Annotated in this window: 16 protein-coding genes and 3 pseudogenes; 10 read left to right on the plus strand and 9 right to left on the minus strand. The window is 50.7% G+C overall.

Translation table 11 applies throughout. The features are described from left to right. Nucleotides 1-399 precede the first annotated feature (399 nt). From xthA to AC0IXI_RS14455, 6 genes are all read left to right on the plus strand, one after another. Nucleotides 400-1,206 (plus strand): exodeoxyribonuclease III, encoded by an 807-nt coding sequence (gene xthA / locus AC0IXI_RS14430; RefSeq protein WP_064518189.1) that lies wholly within the window; start codon nucleotides 400-402, stop codon nucleotides 1,204-1,206. 43 nt (nucleotides 1,207-1,249) lie between these two features. Further along, nucleotides 1,250-1,909, plus strand: coding sequence for a TVP38/TMEM64 family protein (locus AC0IXI_RS14435; RefSeq protein WP_064518187.1), 660 nt, complete (start codon nucleotides 1,250-1,252; stop codon nucleotides 1,907-1,909). Nucleotides 1,910-1,919: 10 nt separating this feature from the next. Beyond that, the gene (locus tag AC0IXI_RS14440; RefSeq protein ID WP_471682655.1) at nucleotides 1,920-3,095 is read left to right on the plus strand and encodes an ABC transporter substrate-binding protein; all 1,176 of its coding nucleotides are present in this window, start codon (nucleotides 1,920-1,922) and stop codon (nucleotides 3,093-3,095) included. Further along, entirely contained in the window at nucleotides 3,092-4,672 is a 1,581-nt protein-coding gene (locus AC0IXI_RS14445; RefSeq protein ID WP_471682656.1) for an ABC transporter permease, read from the plus strand. The genes AC0IXI_RS14440 and AC0IXI_RS14445 overlap by 4 nt, the downstream gene beginning before the upstream one ends. Beyond that, a complete protein-coding gene (locus AC0IXI_RS14450; protein WP_471682657.1) occupies nucleotides 4,672-5,310 on the plus strand; it encodes an ATP-binding cassette domain-containing protein in 639 nt (212 codons plus the stop codon). Before AC0IXI_RS14445 ends, AC0IXI_RS14450 begins: the two co-directional genes overlap by 1 nt. 93 nt (nucleotides 5,311-5,403) lie before the next feature. Beyond that, nucleotides 5,404-6,699, plus strand: coding sequence for a rhodanese-like domain-containing protein (locus AC0IXI_RS14455; RefSeq protein WP_471682658.1), 1,296 nt, complete (start codon nucleotides 5,404-5,406; stop codon nucleotides 6,697-6,699). A 374-nt stretch (nucleotides 6,700-7,073) separates the two neighbouring features. On the opposite strand, the gene AC0IXI_RS14460 is transcribed toward AC0IXI_RS14455, so the two are convergent. Together AC0IXI_RS14460 and AC0IXI_RS14465 are read right to left on the minus strand one after the other, a co-directional pair. Then, nucleotides 7,074-7,691: a CDP-alcohol phosphatidyltransferase family protein gene (locus tag AC0IXI_RS14460; protein ID WP_471682659.1), complete on the minus strand. Its 618-nt coding sequence runs from the start codon at nucleotides 7,689-7,691 to the stop codon at nucleotides 7,074-7,076. Next, on the minus strand, nucleotides 7,684-8,187 hold the full coding sequence (locus tag AC0IXI_RS14465) for a carboxymuconolactone decarboxylase family protein (RefSeq protein ID WP_471682660.1): 504 nt from the start codon (nucleotides 8,185-8,187) through the stop codon (nucleotides 7,684-7,686). Before AC0IXI_RS14465 ends, AC0IXI_RS14460 begins: the two co-directional genes overlap by 8 nt. Nucleotides 8,188-8,332: 145 nt before the next feature. Between AC0IXI_RS14465 and AC0IXI_RS14470 the strand changes: the two genes are divergently transcribed. Continuing rightward, nucleotides 8,333-8,749: a pyrimidine (deoxy)nucleoside triphosphate diphosphatase gene (locus tag AC0IXI_RS14470; RefSeq protein WP_413498496.1), complete on the plus strand. Its 417-nt coding sequence runs from the start codon at nucleotides 8,333-8,335 to the stop codon at nucleotides 8,747-8,749. Here the strand turns inward: AC0IXI_RS14470 and AC0IXI_RS14475 are convergent. From AC0IXI_RS14475 to AC0IXI_RS14490, 4 genes are all read right to left on the minus strand, one after another. Continuing rightward, entirely contained in the window at nucleotides 8,709-8,951 is a 243-nt protein-coding gene (locus tag AC0IXI_RS14475; protein WP_413498516.1) for a DUF1496 domain-containing protein, read from the minus strand. The genes AC0IXI_RS14470 and AC0IXI_RS14475 overlap by 41 nt on opposite strands. Next, a complete protein-coding gene (locus AC0IXI_RS14480; protein WP_471682661.1) occupies nucleotides 8,917-10,905 on the minus strand; it encodes a DNA topoisomerase III in 1,989 nt (662 codons plus the stop codon). The genes AC0IXI_RS14475 and AC0IXI_RS14480 overlap by 35 nt, the downstream gene beginning before the upstream one ends. Nucleotides 10,906-10,909: 4 nt before the next feature. Beyond that, on the minus strand, nucleotides 10,910-11,953 hold the full coding sequence (gene selD / locus AC0IXI_RS14485; protein WP_064518169.1) for a selenide, water dikinase SelD: 1,044 nt from the start codon (nucleotides 11,951-11,953) through the stop codon (nucleotides 10,910-10,912). A 193-nt stretch (nucleotides 11,954-12,146) separates the two neighbouring features. Continuing rightward, nucleotides 12,147-12,698 (minus strand): NAD(P)H nitroreductase, encoded by a 552-nt coding sequence (locus AC0IXI_RS14490; protein WP_471682662.1) that lies wholly within the window; start codon nucleotides 12,696-12,698, stop codon nucleotides 12,147-12,149. 664 nt (nucleotides 12,699-13,362) lie between these two features. Here AC0IXI_RS14490 and AC0IXI_RS14495 point away from each other — a divergent pair. Continuing rightward, nucleotides 13,363-13,686 (plus strand): annotated as a pseudogene (locus tag AC0IXI_RS14495) (IS110 family transposase); the annotation flags it as partial. On the opposite strand, the pseudogene AC0IXI_RS14500 reads toward AC0IXI_RS14495, so the two are convergent. Next, a pseudogene (locus AC0IXI_RS14500) lies at nucleotides 13,681-14,072 on the minus strand (helix-turn-helix domain-containing protein); the annotation flags it as partial. The pseudogenes AC0IXI_RS14495 and AC0IXI_RS14500 overlap by 6 nt on opposite strands. A 145-nt stretch (nucleotides 14,073-14,217) precedes the next feature. Between AC0IXI_RS14500 and AC0IXI_RS14505 the strand changes: the two are divergent. Further along, nucleotides 14,218-14,655: pseudogene (locus AC0IXI_RS14505) on the plus strand (LysR substrate-binding domain-containing protein); the annotation flags it as partial. A gap of 262 nt (nucleotides 14,656-14,917) precedes the next feature. On the opposite strand, the gene AC0IXI_RS14510 reads toward AC0IXI_RS14505, so the two are convergent. Both AC0IXI_RS14510 and AC0IXI_RS14515 read right to left on the minus strand, forming a co-directional pair. Then, nucleotides 14,918-15,127, minus strand: coding sequence for a CsbD family protein (locus tag AC0IXI_RS14510; protein ID WP_064518165.1), 210 nt, complete (start codon nucleotides 15,125-15,127; stop codon nucleotides 14,918-14,920). Nucleotides 15,128-15,232: 105 nt separating this feature from the next. Then, nucleotides 15,233-15,523 (minus strand): hypothetical protein, encoded by a 291-nt coding sequence (locus AC0IXI_RS14515; RefSeq protein ID WP_064518163.1) that lies wholly within the window; start codon nucleotides 15,521-15,523, stop codon nucleotides 15,233-15,235. Between the two features lie 968 nt (nucleotides 15,524-16,491). Here AC0IXI_RS14515 and AC0IXI_RS14520 point away from each other — a divergent pair. Then, nucleotides 16,492-17,235, plus strand: coding sequence for a MerR family transcriptional regulator (locus tag AC0IXI_RS14520; protein ID WP_471682663.1), 744 nt, complete (start codon nucleotides 16,492-16,494; stop codon nucleotides 17,233-17,235). Nucleotides 17,236-17,386 lie beyond the last annotated feature (151 nt).

Consider the following 17,386-nt stretch of genomic DNA (forward strand, 5'->3'; position numbering starts at 1 on the left):
GTTAAATAATTGAGTGTTTGCGCTGTAAATGTAGATTGCACGCTTCGTGCCAGCCAGCGATATAAATGAATAACAGAGAGGTTGGATTGTTAAATCAATAGCTTACGCACCACCACTATTCACATAAAGTGAATATATAGTGCATAGTTTTACGGTGCCGCTTGGATCGCCAGATAAAAACAAGAAAGATTATGCAGTGGTAAAATATAATACTGGATTTGTGATCGATGATGGGGTTTGCACGTTGTTTACGCCCCAAAACGGGGCGACATGGCGTATTTTGGTGCAGATTTTGCTCAGTTCGAATTCGCCCCCATGAAATAATTTGCCATCAGTCTCGCTTCCCCGCTTTTTCTGCTACCATCCTGCAACATTGTTAAGCAACCACGGCAGCGACTTATGAAATTCGTCTCTTTTAATATCAACGGCCTGCGCGCCCGCCCACATCAACTTCAAGCCATTGTCGAACAACATCAGCCTGATGTTATCGGTTTGCAGGAAACAAAAGTCCACGACGATATGTTCCCGCTCGAAGATGTCGCTAAGCTGGGCTACAACGTCTTTTATCATGGTCAGAAAGGCCATTACGGTGTGGCGTTATTAACTAAAGAGACGCCGATTTCGGTTCGCCGTGGCTTCCCGGGTGATGATGAAGAGGCACAACGCCGTATCATTATGGCGGAGCTTCCAACGCCTTTAGGCAACCTGACGGTGATTAACGGTTACTTCCCACAGGGCGAAAGCCGCGACCACCCTACCAAATTCCCGGCCAAAGCGAAGTTCTACCAAGACCTGCAAAACTTCCTCGATAGCGAACTGAATAAAGACAACCCGGTGCTGATTATGGGCGATGTGAATATCAGCCCGACGGACCTGGATATCGGTATTGGTGAAGACAGCCGCAAACGTTGGTTGCGTACAGGTAAATGCTCCTTCCTGCCAGAAGAACGTGAATGGATGGATCGTCTGAAAAGCTGGGGCCTGGTTGATACGTTCCGCCACGCTAACCCGGAAACCAACGACAAGTTTTCATGGTTTGATTACCGCTCAAAAGGCTTTGATGACAACCGCGGTCTGCGTATTGACCTGCTTCTGGCAAGCCAACCACTGGCTGAGCGCTGCATCGCAACCGGCATTGATTACGATATTCGTAGCATGGAAAAACCTTCTGACCATGCACCAGTGTGGGCTGAATTTAAACTGTAAGGACGTTGTATGAACATCACCTGGCGCTACGGTTTCTTGCCCGATGCGTAAGTTACTTTTTGCCGCTCTGGTGGTTGTTTTTATCCTGCTAATTATCTTCCTGCCGCCGGGAAGCCTGGCGGCACTGCAACAATACCAGGCACAATTCTCTACCTGGCATCAGCTGCATCCGCTGCAAACGGCACTGGCATTTTTTGTGATTTATGTTGTGGTCACCACCCTTTCGATTCCCGGTGCCACACTCTTAACGCTGCTGGCAGGTTCGCAATTTGGTTTGATTCAGGGAACCGTGCTGGTGGCGCTGGCTGCAACCTGTGGTGCAACACTCGCGATGCTCATCAGCCGCTATTTGTTACGTGACTGGGTACAGCTTCGTTTTGCCGCGCCGATGTCGTCGATTAACCGCGGCATGGAGCGCGAAGGGTTGTACTATCTTTTTGCGCTGCGACTAACACCGGTTTTCCCGTTCTTTCTGATAAATTTGTTGATGGGCCTGACGCCAATCAAAACGCTGCGCTATTTTGCCGTTAGCCTTGTCGGGATGCTGCCGGCGATCGTCGTTTATCTCAACGCAGGGCGCCAACTGAGCCAGTTGCGTACCCTTAGCGATATTCTTTCACCCGGCATGATCGTGATGTTTATTTTGTTGGGTTTGCTGCCGCTGGCGTCACGCCGGTTAGTCCGCATGCTCCGAAAATCATAAGGACCCCACTTTGCGCCTTTTAACGCTTTTGCTGTCGCTTGTTGCGTTCAGCTTCACAGCCTTTGCACAACCCACCAACTGGGACGCTCTGCGCCAGCAGGCGAACGGCCAGACCGTTTACTTCAACGCCTGGGGTGGCGACCCAGCGGTAAACAGTTATCTCGACTGGGTAGCAAGTGAAATGAAGCAGCAGTACGGCGTGACGGTGAAAGTAGTGCGCCTGGCTGATGCCGCTGATGCGGTAAAACGCATTCAGAGTGAAGCCGCCGCTGGACGCAAAGAAAATGGTTCGGTTGATTTACTGTGGGTCAACGGTGAAAACTTCCGCACATTGAAACAAGCTGGATTGTTGAAAGAAGGCTGGGCATGGGAATTACCCAACTGGCGCTATGTTGACCAGAAAAAACCGGTACGCGAAGATTTCTCCCAGCCGACGGAGGGGGCCGAAGCGCCGTGGGGTAGCGCACAGTTGATGTTGATTGGCAACAAGCAAGCGGATATGAAATTCCCACGCAGCGCGGCTGAATTACTGGCATTCGCCAAAGCACACCCTGGCAAACTGAGTTATCCTCGCCCACCTGATTTCACCGGTACGGCGTTTATCGAGCAGTTACTGATTGTGTTGACCCACGACTCACAGGCGCTACGCCTGCCGCCGGATCCCACAACCTTTAAGCAAGTCACTGCTCCACTGTGGGAGTACCTGGATAAACTGCATCCTCTACTGTGGCGCGAAGGTAAAGCTTTCCCACCAACACCCGCGCGCATGGACCGTATGCTGGCAGACGGTGAGTTACTGTTCTCTATGACGTTCAATCCCGCACACGTCGATAACCTTATCGACCGCAAGCAACTGCCAAAAACAGCACAGGCCTTTGGCTTTGCACAGGGCATGTTGGGCAATGTCCATTTTGTGACTATCCCAGCCAATGCCCGCGCCCGGGCTGGAGCTCAGGTGCTGGCAAATTTCCTGATGTCGCCACAAGCGCAAATTCGTAAGGCCACTCCGTCAATCTGGGGTGATGCCACCATTCTGGATAACGCAACGCTACCTGCGCCATTAAATGAACAGCTCGATGCGCAAAAACCAACCCATCAGCAAGCGGTGCCATATCTGGCTGAACCTCATGCTGCCTGGGTTGATGCGCTAGAAAAAGAGTGGTTACAGCGCTACGGAGCGAAGTGAGTAACCGCGGGCTGCAACGCGCCTTAGCCTTGCTTGCCGTGGGGTGCGTTTTTGCTCCGCTGCTACCAGGCTTGGTGATGATGGCAAAACCGATGTTGGTGCCCGATATCTGGCATCAGCTTTGGGCCGACAACCAGTGGCCCGGTGCACTGCAAGCAACACTATATTCGACCATGATTAGTGTTGTCGGCTCGTTGACTCTCTGCCTTATCCTGCTTTGCGGCTTATGGCCTGGCGCGCACTGGCAACGTTTGACCTCGCGACTGCCATTACTTTTAGCGCTACCGCACGTCGCTTTTGCCAGCGGTTTTTTATTCCTGCTTTCCGATAACGGCTGGCTGGCGCGTCTTTGCAGCGTGTCGTTTCATCTTGATGAAAATGGTGTTGGGCTAGGTATCTTGCTGGCGCTGAAAGAGTGCTGGTTCCTGCTATGGATTGCCAGCACGCAGCTCAACCAGCAATCCCTTTCCCAACAGCTTACCGTGGCACAAAGCCTGGGTTATGGCCCATTGCAAAGCCGTATGCGGGTGCTGGTCGCACAGTTATTGCCGCGCCTGAAATGGGCGTTGTTGGCGGTAGTGGCCTACAGCCTGTCTGTCGTGGATGTGGCAATCATTCTGGGTCCATCCAATCCACCAACACTCGCCGTTCTGGCCTGGCAGTGGCTTAACGATACCGATCCACAACGTGTGGCAATGGGCATGTTAACGTCAATGCTGCTGGTGGTGATGCTGGTAATTTTTAGCACCATTGGCTACGCCATATGGGGATTGAGCCGCCGCTGCTTGGGACAATTTTCCGGGAAGCGCCATCAACTCAGCATTCAGCCTCTGGCATTAGGCTCAGGTTTTATCATGACCCTCACAGGCGTTGCAGCGATAGCAATGCTGGTGCTGTGGTCATTTGCAGACGGCTGGTTTTACCCGGCACTCTTGCCCGATGCATTCGCCCTTTCCGGCTGGCAAGCAGCTGAACTGTCACCTTTAATCACCACGTTAGTGCTGGCGCTGGCAAGTAGCCTGACAGGTTTACTGGTGGTTGTTCTGTGCCTGGAAGGGGGAAGTTCACGCTTTGATCTCTGCCTTGCGCTACCGCTTTTCTTACCCGCTCTACCGTTGGTTGCTGGGCAATATCAGATATTGCTGGTTATGGAGCAGGACGGTAGTTGGCTCGGTGTTATCTGGAGCCATTTGCTGTGGGTTGTCCCCTACATGCTTCTGGTCGCACGCCCCGCATGGCAACAGTTTGATTCGCGCCTGACGATTACCGCGCAAACATTTGGCTGGTCACCGTGGAAGATTTTATGCTGGGTCAAGCTGCCATTGCTTATCCGCCCGCTACTGGCAGCACTGGCTGTCGGGTTTTCGGTGAGCGTGGCGCAATATTTACCGACGCTATACGCAGGTGCCGGGCGCTTTACCTCTGTCACAACAGAAACTGTGGCACTCAGTAGCGGCGGCGACCCGCAACAGCAGGCCATTCAGGCGTTGCTACAAATGCTACTTCCGGCAATCATGTTTATTGCCATGCGACAGCTCAGCAGTCTGTTCACCCATTATCGACAAGGATTACGCTAATGCTGCGTGTTCAGGATTGTTCTATTTCTAATGCCACCCGCTCGTTGATTCAGAATATGAGCTTCACCGTCTCCCCCGGTGAGGTGTTGACGCTGATGGGCCCCTCTGGGGCAGGAAAATCGACATTTCTAAGTTGGATGATTGGCGCGCTGCCAGCGGAATTTAGCGTTAAAGGGGAGCTGTGGCTTAACCAGCAACGCCGCGATACGCTCCCAACCGCGCGGCGAAATATTGGCATTCTGTTTCAGGATGCGCTGTTGTTTGCGCATTTGAATGTTGGACAAAACCTGGCGATGGCCCTTCCCGCGACAATTAAAGGGCGCGAACAGCGGCGGTTTTATGTCGAACAAGCGCTGGCAAATGCGCAGCTAACCCATTTTTCTCGTCGCGACCCTGCAACACTTTCCGGCGGTGAGCGCGCGCGCGTTAGCGTGTTGCGGGCTTTACTGGCGAAACCCGAAGCGTTATTGCTCGATGAGCCATTTTCACGATTGGATCAAACCTTACGTGAGCAGTTCCGTCAGTTCGTCTGGCAGCAGGTTGAGCAACAAGCCATTCCGGTGGTACTGGTAACACACGATCCGCAAGATATACCCACAGGCGGGCATATTGTTACGGTCAATGGTTCCGACTATTAATTTGTCATACATAATTATGCGTTATCGCAAAGAATAGCCGCCGTTATTCGGCAAGAATAGCGGCTCTTTTTTCTCTTCTTTTCAGGTTATAAGATGAAACGTGTTTCTCAACTAACCGCCGCCTTGATGTTATCCGGGTTGGCGCACATGGCTTTCGCCGCAGGTCAGCCTTCTCAGATGACTTTCTCCAATATTCAGGCGCAAAAAGGCGTGGTTATTGATACACGTCCAAGTGCTTTTTATAACGGCTGGCCACAAACCGTTCACGGTGTGGGTGGGCATGAACCTGCTGCACTGAATTTATCTGCCAGCTGGTTGGGCATGATGAATGATGAGCAGCTGCAAGAGTGGGCAAAACAGCACGCTATTGCACCAGACAGCCTGATTGCGCTGTATGGTCAAGGCGCTGAAACAAAAGCAGTTAAAGAGCGCCTGACTAATCTGGGCTACACACATATCGCCCTGCTCTCCGATGCTTTGCAGCAGCCTGCGCGCTTGCAGAAAATGGCTCACTTCGAGCAGCTTGTTTACCCGCAGTGGTTACATAACCTGATGCAGAATAAGCCTGTTGCGGCACAGCCTGCAGGCGAAGTGAAAATTATCGAAGCCGCCTGGGGGGCGCCTAAGCAGTATTTGCTGAGCCATATTCCAGGTGCTGATTACATCGATACCAACGATATCGAAAGTGAGCCGTTGTGGAATAAAGTATCCGACGACAAGCTCAAGGCGTTGTTAGCCAAACACGGAATTCGCCATGACACCACCGTGGTGATGTACGGGCGTGATGTCTACGCTGCGGCACGCGTCGCACAAATTCTGCTGTATGCAGGTGTTAAAGATGTACGTTTGCTTGATGGCGGCTGGCAGAGCTGGTCCGATGCCAAATTGCCTGTGGAACGCGGTTTACCGGGTAATGTTAAACCTGCGGCAGACTTTGGTGCGCCATTCCCAGGCCAGCCACAGCTGATGCTTGATACAGAGCAGGCTCGTGGGCTGTTGGGCCGTAAAGATGCGTCACTGGTCAGTATTCGTTCATGGCCTGAGTTTATCGGCGCCACCAGCGGCTATAGCTACATTAAGCCAAAAGGTGAGATTGCAGGCGCTCGTTGGGGTCATGCCGGTTCTGACTCCACGCATATGGAAGATTTCCACAATCCTGATGGCACAATGCGTTCTGCTGACGACATCGCGGCGATGTGGAAAAGCTGGAATATTACGCCGGATCAGCATGTCGCGTTTTATTGTGGCACCGGCTGGCGTGCGTCTGAAACCTTCATGTATGCCCGTGCGATGGGTTGGCAGAATGTGGGTGTGTACGACGGCGGCTGGTATGAGTGGAGTAGTAATCCGAAGAACCCGGTTGTGAGTGGGGAGCGGAAGCCGCTGTAATATATAGCGGGAACAAGGTCAAAACCGGTTCGGATTTTGACCTTAGCTTTTGACGTTGACCTTTGAGTCCGGCATAAATCGCCTCCGTTTTGACTGTAAGGCCGGGTCGAGCCGTCGGGAACGGCGAGAGGTTGTGATCGCCGGGAGCGAGTCACAACCGACCCTGGGACTGAAAGGAAAAACGGAGGTTTACTGCGAAGCAGCGATTTAATCGCCGGGAGCCGGGATTATCAAGGGTGCTGCGGTAGCACCCTTGATACGTTCACTGTTTCGGTAAGCACAGGGGACACTGAACGTTTAGTGAACGGAATCTTCTCCGGATCGGCAGGAAACTTTCCTCAACGTTGTGTATAAGAGACGACTCTTGGGGTCCATCACCCATGAATACGCCTCAACGTCTCATACCCACTCCACACCCGCGTGAACGTCGCCATCCAGCACAGCGCCCCAAACACCCATGCGAACCAGACAAACCACTGTGGAAACAGGCAACTCAACACAAATAACGCAATTGTCTCAGTGCCCTCGGTCAATCCACCGAGATAGTAAAACGATTTGTGCGCATAGCCTGGGTTATCAAGCTGATGCTTTTGCGCCACCGCCGCAAAAGCCAGGAAACTACTGCCGGTGCCGATAAACGCAAACAACAACCATCCGCCCGCCAGCGCGTTTTGCATGGGGTCGGCAAGGATAAAACCAAACGGCACCAGCGCGTAAAACAGAAAATCCAGCGAGATATCGAGAAAACCACCCGCGTCTGTCAGCCCGCGCCGCCGTGCCAGTGCACCATCTAAACCATCAAACAGGCGGTTCAGGACAATAGCCACCAGCGCTGCGCCATACCATTGCAATGCCAGAAACGGTAACGCAAGCACGCCCACAGCGAAACCCACCAGGGTGATTCCGTCAGGCGAAATGGAGGGTTTATCCAGTGCGACAGCCGCTCGCTCAAGGAGCGGTTTTATGCGCGGGTGAAGGTAGCTATCAAACATTCGGTTTTTTCCCCGGTTCGCTCACACATAACCCTTGTGCCGGAATGTCCAGCGCGGCGTTAAAGCGTGCGGAAAGGTTCTGAAAGGCAATCAGCGCGGTCAATTCGGTTATCGCTTTGTCGTCAAAATGGGTTTTCAGCTCATCTTTCAGCGCATCACTGATTTGCGGTGGCGTCGCCGTCATCGCCTCCGCATAAGCCAGGGCCGCTTGTTCTTTAGCTGAGAACAGTGTCTCTTCACGCCAGTTCGCCACCGCCAGCACTTTATCCATCGAACCGCTGCGTTCAGCAAGTCGCAGACTATTGGCGTCGATACAAAAATCGCAGCAACATTGTTGGGAAACACGCGTCATCACCAGCGAGCGCACCACCGGGTCAATTTTCGCACGTCGCCTTTCAAGGAAACCCACGAACAACGCCACCAGCCAGAACAGATATGGCAACCGCCCCCACCAACGCGTGGGGTTAAGCACCGCGCCAAAGTGTTTTTCTTGCATGGAAGTAATGGGCCGTAAACTTGCGGGAAGTGACGTTAACGGCGCAATCCAGGGCGAACTCTTTTTTGTCATCATTCTGGAAGATCTTTAGATAAGCGTGGGTGGCGCGTATTATGCCACGCCCACGCATAAAGAATGGATTGGTATGATGAAAACCATTGATGTTGTTGCCGCTATTATCGAGCAGAACGGCAAAATTTTGCTCGCGCGTCGCCCGGAAAGTGGCGATCAGGCAGGTTTATGGGAGTTTCCTGGTGGCAAAGTCGATGGGACAGAATCGCAGCCGGAAGCACTGGTGAGGGAGCTGGCTGAAGAGTTAGCGATTTATGCAACAGTAGGCGATTACGTGGCGAGCCATCAGCGTGAAGTGTCGGGCCGCATTATTCATCTTCATGCCTGGCATGTGGCGCAATTTCACGGTGAAATGAAAGCGCTTTGCCACAGTGAACTGGCGTGGTGTTTACCTGCCGAGGCGTTTGATTACGACCTTGCCCCGGCAGATATTCCATTACTTGAGGCGTTTATGTCTTTACGCGACGCCACACTAAAGGGTTCGTGCTAAGCGTTTTTTCATCGCGTTGGCATTGCAGCAAAACGCCACCATCCGCTTTCACCACCGCCCCTTCAGAATAGTTTTGATCCTGGTAGATACAGCATTGGTTACAGGGTGCTGCGCGTTGCCCTTGGGAGTTGAACACTTCCGGTGGCACTGAAATATCTACCTGCGGATCAAGACGCTGCGCCATCCCCGGTAGGCTCACCATCAGCACCGCGGCGGCGGCGAGCAGGCTTTTTAGTCGCATCATTACTTCCCTCTTTTTTTGCCCATTGCTTGCGCGGTTTTTTCTGCTCGTCAGGCGCTTTAACGCCTTTGAAAGCATGATGTACAGGTTTGGCGCGTGCCTGGTGAATCAACTCATAAAGCGTTTGCACCAACGGCTGCATAAAGTCCTGGTAACGGCACTGCTTTTCACTGATTTGCGTCAGCGTCGATTCCCATTGCGCCGTCATATCCGGCCTTGCGGCCAGTTCCGGGAGCGAGTGAATTAACGCACGTCCGGCATCCGATGAATGTATATAGCGCCCTTTCTTCACCAGGAAGGTTCGCTTAAACAAAAGCTCGATGATCCCGGCGCGGGTCGCTTCAGTGCCCAGCCCGTCTGTGGCGCGAAGGATCTTTTTCAGATCTTTATCCTGCACAAAACGCGCAATCCCGGTCATCGCTGACAGCAGTGTCGCATCAGTGAAGTGGCGCGGTGGTTGGGTCTGGCGTTCATTCACCTCGCCTTTTTCACACAGCAACTCATCACCTTTTGCGACCACCGGCAATGGCGTACCGTCGTTCTCTTCATCACGCTCTTTGCTGCCAAGCAATGTGCGCCAGCCGGCTTCAGCCAGGAAGCGGGCTTTGGCGTTAAACTTGCCGCCAGCAATGTCGAGATCGATGGTGCATTTGCGGAACACCGCATCGGCACAGAACTGCATTAAGTATTGTCGGGCGACCAGGTTGTAAACTTTAGCTTCATTTTCAGAAAGCGAAATTTTGGAGCTGCGCGCCGTCGGGATAATCGCGTGGTGGGCATCAACTTTTTTATCGTCCCAACAGCGGTTACGCAGATCGGTATTCAGCGCAGGCTGCGGGAATAGATCGGGCTGATGCACACTAATCGCATTCAGTACTGCGTGACGCCCGGCAAAATGTTCATCCGGTAAGTAGCGGCTATCCGAGCGCGGGTAGGTAATCAGTTTGTGCGTTTCGTAGAGTTTCTGGCAGATATCCAGCACGTTCTGCGCACTTAGCCCAAAACGCTTTGCTGCCTCGATTTGTAGACTCGAGAGCGAAAATGGCAACGGGGCGACGTCTGATTCCCGTTTATCATTATACGCAGTGACGATGGCGGGTTGCCCGCCGATACGGTTGACCACGTGTTCAGCCAGCGGGCGGTGCAGCAAACGCCCTTCTTCATCTTGATACGGTTCGCAAGACTCGCTGGGGATCCATGTTGCGACAAAACGTTCATCTTTTGGCGTGACGATATGTGCTTTTACTTCAAAGAAATCTTTCGCAATGAAATTCTCAATTTCTTCATCGCGACGCACCACCAGCCCAAGCACTGGCGTTTGCACACGGCCGACCGAAAGCACGCCCTGATAACCGGCATTACGGCCAAGAATGGTGTAAGCACGAGTCATGTTGATGCCGTAAAGCCAGTCGGCACGTGCACGGGCAAGCGCGGAAACACACAAAGGTATAAATTCGCTGTTCGCTCGTAGGCGGCTAATGGCTCGCTCAACGGCTTGCGGGTTGAGATCGTTAATCAGGCAGCGTTGAACCTGCTGACGCTTTTCTGGTGCCAGTTCGAGGTAGTCGAGAACTTCATCCACCAGCAACTGCCCTTCGCGATCGGGGTCACCTGCATGAACCACTTCGTCAGCCTGGACGAGTAATTTTTTGATGGCGTTAAGCTGTTTGGTGACTGAAGGACGCGGCTGCAGTTGCCATTTTTCAGGCACAATAGGCAAATCAGCAAGGTTCCAGCGGGCGTAACGCGCATCGTATGCATCTGGCTGAGCCTGTTCCAGCAAGTGACCGATACACCAGGTCACGACCTGCCCGTTTCCACACTCAATGAACCCGTCACCCCGGCGATGGGGTTTAGGAAGCACATCAGCAATAGCACGAGCAAGGCTGGGTTTTTCGGCAATGAACAGACGCATCCGATTAACGAATCTCAATCATCGGGCGACCTGCACGAGCTTCTTTTAGCTCACCAATAGCCGTCAGTTTAATGCCATTTCTTTCGGCAACGGTGGCAACCGCCGCTTCAGCATCTGCCTCAACAGCTAACAGCAAGCCGCCGGAAGTTTGCGGGTCGCACAATAAATCACGCTGTGCCTGGGTCATCTCGCCCATCAGAGAGCCGTAGCTTGCGAAGTTGCGCGAAGTACCACCAGGCACACAGCCCTGCGCGATGTAATCTTCGACATCCGGCAGTTTAGGGACTTTATCGAACCACACTTCGGCCTGAACGCCCGCACCCTGGCACATTTCGCTGAGGTGACCCAGCAGGCCAAAGCCGGTGACATCGGTCATGGCGGTAACACCTTCGATGTCGGCAAATTCGGCACCCGGCTTATTCAGCTGGCACATCACTTCTGCGGCGAGGCCATAATGCTCAGGTTTTAGCAGGGATTTTTTCTCAGCAGTGGTCAACACGCCAATGCCGAGTGGCTTGGTGAGGAACAGTTTGCAGCCTGCGGTGGCTGAGCTGTTTTTCTTCACGCGGTCAGTTGGTACGATGCCGGTAACAGCAAGGCCAAAGATAGGCTCTGGCGCATCAATAGAGTGGCCGCCAGCCAAGGAAATACCCGCCTGTTGGCAAACAAAACGCCCGCCTTCAATCACTTTGCGGGCAATTTCTGGTGCGAGGGTGTTGATCGGCCAGCCGAGAATAGCGATAGCCATAATCGGTTTGCCGCCCATCGCGTAAATGTCGCTAATCGCGTTGGTGGCGGCAATGCGCCCAAAGTCGAACGGATCGTCGACAATCGGCATAAAGAAGTCGGTGGTGCTGATGACACAAGTGCCGTTGCCCAGATCGTAAACCGCAGCGTCATCACTGGTTTCGTTGCCAACCAGCAAGTTAGGGTCGACAAATTTAGCCTGCTCGGAATGCAGAATAGTTTGCAGGACTTTCGGAGAAATTTTGCAGCCGCAACCAGCTCCGTGGCTGTACTGCGTCAAACGAACGGTTGGCTCACTCATGGACGACTCCTGGTCACTACCCGTCATACTTCAAGCTGCTGGTGCGTTGACTACAGCCGCGCGCAACTCGAATTATTTAGGGTATAAACAAAAATTGAGTGTACATGGTAGCGCTCAAATCGTTCAGTAGTAAGACTGCATGTCTGAATTGCGCCATTCCTGGTCACAATCCAGACAGCTTTTGTTTGTTTGCTTAGAATTTGCTCACAAACGCAGTGATATCCGGCACGCTAACGGTAGTAGAGGCTTTGAGTTGTGGCGTTCCCAGATACAGGAACCCGACCACTTCATCTTGCTCACGGCAGTTTAGTGCGTCGCGCACGGCTTCGCTTTCAGTCCAAATGCCAGTACGCCAGATCCCATTGAAACCCTGCGCTAGAGCAGCCATTTGCATTGCCATTACCGCACAACCCGCAGAGACAACCTGTTCCCAGACCGGAACTTTGTGGTTGTCATCACAATGTGCGACAACTGCGATAATCATCGGAGCACGGAACGGCGCGGTGCGTGCTTTCTCGATGCCCTTCTCGTCTTGCCCTTCATCAACAGCAGCCTGTTCCATCACTTTACTAAAGCGTTCACGACCTTCGCCTTCAATGACGATAAAGCGCCATGGTTGTAATGTGCCATGGTCAGGTGCGCGCATACCTGCACGAATGATATTTTCCAGAACATCACCGGCCGGTGCTGGCTCTGCCAGACGGGAGGCGCTGCGGCGGTTAAGAAGCAGTTCAAGTGCATCCATTTGATAACTCCTGCAATGATTTTAATGTTGCTTTACCCATAAGTTGACATAGGCATGTGTCAATAATCAATTAATTACCGTGGTATATATACCAATAAATTGACATAAAAATTACCCATAAGCTGACATAAAGTGACAGGCTCAAATGCAGGTCGGATTATTCTGTAGGAAAATTACTACATCGACGTGCACCACCATTTACTTACTCAGGACAGACCCTGTAGATGTAGTCAACGCTGACGGCGTAACGGTCAAATCATGTATATACGAATAACCCCACTGAGTCATACAAACCTGCGGACAAGTTCCTTTTAAAACATCATGTGAAGTGGCCGACAAAATTTGGCCACGACATGAGAGCATTTCTAGAACCACGGAACGTCCCCTCCTGGCACGCAGCGGACAGGGTGGGTGGTCATCAGGTCTGCTATGAGCGAGGTATAGTCATTCGGTCCCTGAGAGTTACACTTTGAAGTGATTCAGGGTATGCGTTTACTGGTTACGAATATTGAGCAAGGATCACGTGATGATCGCCGCTTTTCTTTCGAGCCAGTAGGTGCTCCACGTTCGCTAACGAATACTCAGGGCATGCAGATAAACTGCGGGCTATATTTCTTTCGAAGAACGTGGAATGCATACCAATCCCCGATGAAAGGAGTTGGTGATGACTGTGACTAATCAGTTTACTGCGCACGTTGGTCTGGACTGGGCTGATAAAAAACACGATGTCTGTGTTCAGTTTAAAAACGGCGAACGCGTATTCGATGTGATTGAACATACGGCAGAAGCGCTTGATGTCTGGATTACCGAGTTACACCAGAAGGTAAAAGCTATTGAACCCGACAATGCGGATATTCGCTTACTTCAGCAACTGGTTGAGCAACGTCGTCAGTTGGTTGAAGATAAACGACGCTTTGTGAACCGGATAATCAACACGCTTAAACAGTATTATCCTCAGCCACTGGAGTGGTTCTCACATAGGGGTAGCGGCATGTAATCGGCCCCCGGTTATCTCATTGATCTTTATTGGCAGAAGCTCAGTACTCCAGCGTGAACGCTGATAGCCAAAATCAGCAGGAGAGCGCTTTTTCAGTTCACGTAACAATGTGCATATATGCTCAAATGGCCAGCGACGGGCGCACCCGGCGGGTAAGGATTTCAGACCCTCGACACCCGACAGCGTAAATCAGTTAATCCAGCGACCGATGGATGAACGGGCACAGCAGAGTGTTCTGGCGACATCGCTGACTCTGTCTCCCCTGTGTAACTTCAGCATGGCGGTCAGTCTGCGGGCATGGTTCTTGTCACGCATTTTATGGATAGTTTTCTGCTCAGGCGTCGTTCGAAACGGGATATGGGTACTATGATCGGCATCGTTCAGTCCGGTTGGTGAGGTGGGATATTTGGCGATTGATCAGATCGCACAATCCGGGCTGAGTTCCCTTTAAGTGATCTACTATTCCGCGCAGCTATTTAGGCAGTGCTCTTTTTGTCCGCACTCCAAACGGAGTGATACTGACCGAAACTGGAAAAGAAGTTTTTATTTCACGATGAGGTGCTACCTGTACCTAGCCCGGAGCTGATTGCGCGTTATCAGGGGCGGAAACTGTTAAGCAAGGCGCCACTGATTCATCTCGACTGGGGGAATGAGGGGCGTTTTCTACCCAACTGGCGTGACTGGTTTCAGGCTAAAGAGATGGAAGAACCGGAACCCTCCTTTATCTTCAATCTCACTTTACTGGCACTGGATGCCGCTGTTGCAGGTGCGGGGGTGATACTTGGCCAGCGTAATTTGATTGCCAATGAACTCGCATCCGGGATGCTTGTCATCGTGGATGAGCTCAGTCTTCCGCTCAGTAAGCCCAATTTTCTTGCATGGCCTCACCGAACCCTGAGCCAACCTGGAAGTCGTCAGCTAATTGCCTGGCCAGGAGAGCTTGCCGGAACGGATAGTTAATCAACAAAGCCCTTTCGCCTGGAGTGTCACTGTCTCTGAGCGAAAAACTACCCGTTTGTTATTGCACGCGCTAAGGTATATCGCTTCAAATAATGCTGGGGATAATTTAAAGAGAAGAGTTAAAGCATACCGAGGCTTTATGGTCATTCAGATAATATAAGAGTGTTGCAGACAAGAACCCGCTTCAAGAATACTGCACATTTAATCAGAGGAGTTAACAGGTAATGCTTACGGCAGCCCGTTCAGGCTGCCGCAGAGAAGATTACCACTTATAGCGATTATCATCTTCCCAGGTTTTAAGCTCTTTCTCGGCCTGGTCTTTATTATAACCATAGCGTTCCTGAATACGGCCAGCCAGTTGTTCACGCTTGCCCTCAACCACATCCAGATCATCGTCGGTCAACTGCCCCCACTTTTCTTTCACTTTGCCCTTAAATTGCTTCCAGTTTCCACTGATACGATCTTCGTTCATGAAGTGACTCCTTATTACCACCGTAGCGGCATGAATGGTATTGGGTGATACTCTTTAATTTTAGACATGAATCGAGAAATTGCTGTATGAAGCCTGAAATATAGATTATTCCTGGACGATAATATCAGTTGCAGCGCTGTGGTTATATTCTGTATGAACTGTAACATCCTGCTGAGAAGGCACATAATCCTTACTGATTACGTACTCTAACGCCTGAGCATATATTTCACGCAGGATGCTGTGTTCATTTTTTTCCATCCATGACAGTAATTCGAATACCACATCCTGTTCTGCAATGTAACCATGCTGATCTAATAAACCAGCCTCAATGACCTTGACTATATCCCGAGTCCCTGAAGGCAGATGATGTAAATTATCTGATAATGTCTGAATCATAATGGACTCCGGTTGAAATTAAAATTTTGTTTATCGTCAAAATGCTGTGCCGACTGGCATCTGTTATACAGACGTTTTTATATTAGGCCGCGTAAACAACTTATAATCAGATATCGATTTCCCAGGGCCAAGCTAGTTACATTTTTTGCGTCATGCCAGAATCTATTTCCCTTCCTCTCAGACAATGCATAAAAATTCAGATGTCATCATTTGAGTATTTGATTCGTTATTAATCCATTAGCGAACAAAAAGATAACCAACCAGAGTCTGATAGATAGCTTGTTCTTTTTTACACGAAGCCCGGTCTAGTTGACTTAACAGCCTGGTGCACAGTGTTCTCCGGCTCAACCGCTGGCCATCATTAAGAAGATCCCTGACCACCTTACCCATCACCTCCTGCTCGGATGGCTCACTCACTGCAGACATAAAGTCTGCCACGGATGAATTGATGGAAGGATTGTAAGCGCCCTGTTGCATATAAGCTTCTCTTGTGCTGCAAGTAGTTAAGTTTTGGTTAAAGTTAAATGCACATGCTCATTTTGTACAGAAAAAGTTGTACAATTTTTTAAAATCAATATCACACAAAAAACAATTAAATTAAATATCAACTAGTTATGTTGATTGTGAATTTTTAAAAACTGTACACCATTACGTTGTGAGCTTAACTTCCTCCTGCCGCTACTGAATTCCCAATACTTGATTTCATTGGCCTGGTACTGGTCCTGGCGGAGCACTTTCTCCGACTACGGGAAACTCAAAAAACCCCTATACCATTGAAAATATGAGGAATGAACATGATACCACTGTGGTAGCAAAGCACTCTCAAAGATTGATGTTCTTCTTCCTCACCCCATCTGGTTTTTTGTACATATAGGAATAAGATTAAATTAATGTTGTACAGTCTCGACTAAGTTGTACAATGTTTTTGGAAATATTTAACAAGGACTGCATCAGTTTAAGGGGGACTTATGGCTTCTTACAGTATCGGTGATGTGGCAGATAAGTGCGGAATTAACCCAGTGACTTTGCGCGCCTGGCAACGCAGATATGGATTGCTAAAACCCCTGCGCAGTGAAGGCGGGCACCGTCAGTTTGATGAAGCAGATATTCAGCGTATTGAAGAAATTCAACGCTGGATAAAATCAGGGATATCGGTAAGTAAGGTAAAGGCCATTCTTGATACAAATCAGGGTGCTGTAGATAAAGGCTGGATAACACAACAGGAAGAGTTGATCACTATTTTAAGGTGTGTGCGCCCGGATGATCTACGTTTCAAAATTGTGGAATACAGCCAGCAATTTAATGCTGCAACTCTGATTGATCACGTCTACACCCCCGTTCGTCAACGGCTTGGCTTCGAACAAAATACGGTGCGAAACATTTGTGGACTGCTCGATGGAGCATTGATTGAATATGTTGCAAACCAGCTGATTTTATCCCGTAAACGAAAGGGAAAACCTGCCCTTCTGATAAGTTGGGATGATCCCGACCGTACACGTTTGTGGCTTGAAGCATGGCGCCTTTCCACTCAGGGGTGGCATATAGATTTACTCGCTGAACCCGTGGAATTACCTCGCCCCGAATTCTTCCCTGGTCACCATATATTTGTATGGGCCGGTAAACTGATTACCTCTCGTCAGAAAGAACAGTTGGAATACTGGCATGAACAGGGTTACTCAATTTTCCATCACAACCCAGACTTAACCAGTTGACCACCGTGCGTGAAATATTTCACGCACGTTGGCAGCACTTTACGTCAGGTTTGATGTAACAGGGGAATAGTTTACCAGGTAATTTGGTAGGCTCAGAATAGCCTTGCGCACGTGATAACATAAATCAATGAGAAATAAATTCTTAATGAAA

Source organism: Buttiauxella sp. AC038 (assembly GCF_979253565.1).